The organism is Variovorax sp. WDL1, from assembly GCF_001541225.1.
Classification (GTDB): Bacteria; Pseudomonadota; Gammaproteobacteria; order Burkholderiales; family Burkholderiaceae_C; genus Variovorax.
In genome coordinates this window covers 1-2,212 of record NZ_LMTS01000013.1, presented here as the reverse complement: position 1 = coordinate 2,212, position 2,212 = coordinate 1, and the positions used below count along the sequence as shown (strand labels likewise).

Annotated in this window: 1 protein-coding gene; it reads left to right on the top strand. The window is 68.6% G+C overall.

The features are described from left to right. Window positions 1-187 precede the first annotated feature (187 nt). On the top strand, window positions 188-2,026 hold the full coding sequence (locus tag APY03_RS01385) for a branched-chain amino acid ABC transporter ATP-binding protein/permease (protein WP_068673205.1): 1,839 nt from the start codon (window positions 188-190) through the stop codon (window positions 2,024-2,026). The last annotated feature ends 186 nt before the right edge of the window (window positions 2,027-2,212 follow it).

Genomic DNA, 2,212 nt, shown 5'->3' with positions numbered 1-2,212 from the left:
TGACTCGCCCGCCGGGGCGAACTCCCGGCTCCAGCCTCAAACGAACAGCAGCATCCAAATCAGACGACGGAGTGCCCCTCCCCAAATCCCCCTTCAGAGCGGGAGGGAGCAAGACCATGAGCCTTCTCAAAGTCGAAGAACCCATCGAACAGCAAGCGCAATCGACCAACTCGCCGGAGGCCTCCCAATGACGCGCCGGCATCTGGTGCTCGCCTTCATCATCGCGCTGGCCGCCGCGTGGAGCTTCCTGCCGGACTTCTCGGTCACGGTGCTCAGCTACATCGGCCTGTATGCATTGGTGGCAGCCGGCCTCGTCATGCTGACCGGCGTCGGCGGCATGACCTCCTTCGGCCAGGCCGCCTTCGTCGGCACCGGCGCCTACGCGACCGCGTGGATCTGCACCTCGCCGATGGCGGCCTCGGCGCTGGGCGGCATCAGCCCGGCGCTGCTGCCGTGGATCGGCCTTCTGTTCGGCATCGTGGTGACCTTCGTCATCGCCTGGGGCCTGGGCGCGATCACGCTGCGCCTGTCGGGGCACTACCTGCCGCTGTGCACCATCGCCTGGGGGCTGAGCTTCTACTTCCTGTTCGGAAACCTCGAGTTCCTCGGCGGTCACACAGGCGTGGCAGGCGTGCCGGCGATCGAGGTCGCGGGCATCTCCTTCGCCTCGCCACGCTCGCTGGGCCTCGTGATCTGGGGCGTGCTGCTGCTGGCCCTCTGGGCATTGCACAACCTGCTGGATTCGCGCGAGGGCCGCGCCATTCGCGCGCTCAAGGGCGGACGCGTGATGGCCGAGTCGATGGGCGTGGACACGGGCCGCTACCGCATCAAGGTCTTCGTGCTGGCGGCATTGCTGGCGGCCTTGTCGGGCTGGCTCTATGCGCACCTGCAGCGCTTCATCAACCCGACGCCCTTCAACCTGAACATCGGCATCGAGTACCTGTTCATGGCGGTCGTCGGCGGCGCTGGCCACCTGTGGGGCGCGGTCCTGGGCGCTGCGCTGATCACTCTGCTGAAGGAGCAGTTGCAGGACATCCTGCCGCAGCTGCTTGGATCGAGCGGCAACTTCGAGGTGATCGTCTTCGGGCTGCTGATGCTCGTGGTGCTGCAGCGCTTCGCCGACGGGCTGTGGCCGACGCTGGCGCGCATCGCCGGGCGGTTCCTGAAGCCGGCAGCGGTGCGGCCGCCGCGCCGCGTGCTCGCACTGCCCGAGACCGCGTTGCCGCCGCGCGGCCAGGTGGTGCTGGAGGCCAAGGCCGTCACCAAGCGCTTCGGCGGCCTGGTAGCCAACGACGCCGTCAGCCTCGACGTCAAGGCCGGCGAGATCCATGCGCTGATCGGGCCCAACGGGGCGGGCAAGAGCACCTTCTTCAACATGATCTCGGGTGTGGACGACCCCACCGAGGGCGAGGTGCGGCTGATGGACCGGCCCATGACCAGCCAGCCCTCGCGGGCCTTCGCGGCGCTGGGCCTGGGCCGGACCTTCCAGCATGTGCGCCTGCTGGGCCAGCGCCGGGTGATCGAGAACGTCGCGCTGGGCGCGCACCGGCGCGGGCAGCGCGGCTGGATCGCGTCGATGCTGCGGCTCGACCGTGCCGAGGAGGCGGCGCTGCTTGCGCAGGCGCGTCAGCAGATCGAGCGCTGCGGCCTGGGCGAGTTCGCAGAGGTTCCGGCGGGCTCGCTGGCGCTGGGCCAGCAGCGGGTGGTCGAGATCGCGCGCGCGCTGGCGGGGCATCCCGCGGTGCTGCTGCTGGATGAGCCGGCAGCCGGACTGCGTCACCTGGAGAAGCGGGCGCTTGCGACCCTGCTCGACCAGTTGCGCAGCGAGGGGCTGGGCATCCTGGTGGTGGAGCATGACATGGAGTTCGTGATGAACCTGGCGGACCGCGTCACCGTGCTGGAGTTCGGCGCCGTCATCGCGCGGGGCACACCGGCGGAGGTGCAGGGGGATCGGAAGGTGCTGGATGCTTATCTGGGTGGGGTGGACGAGGCTGCTGAAGCGGGGCTTGTGGAGCAGGTGGCGTGAACGGGCCGTCGCTTCTGGTCTTGCTGCCTCCTCCTCCTCCTCCTCCTCCTCCGGGGGAGGGGTGGGGCGGGGGCGATTTGGGTTCTGTTGGTTCTGTTTGTACGTTGCGCTTGTTCCGAGGCTGGAGCCGGGGCGTCGTCCCGGCGGCCGAGTCACTTTCTTTTGTCTCGCCAAAAGAAAGTAACC

What these genes read in the sequence shown, in the direction of transcription:
- APY03_RS01385 (WP_068673205.1), top strand. Translation starts at nt 188, where the DNA reads ATGACGCGCCGGCATCTGGTGCTCGCCTTCATCATCGCGCTGGCCGCC.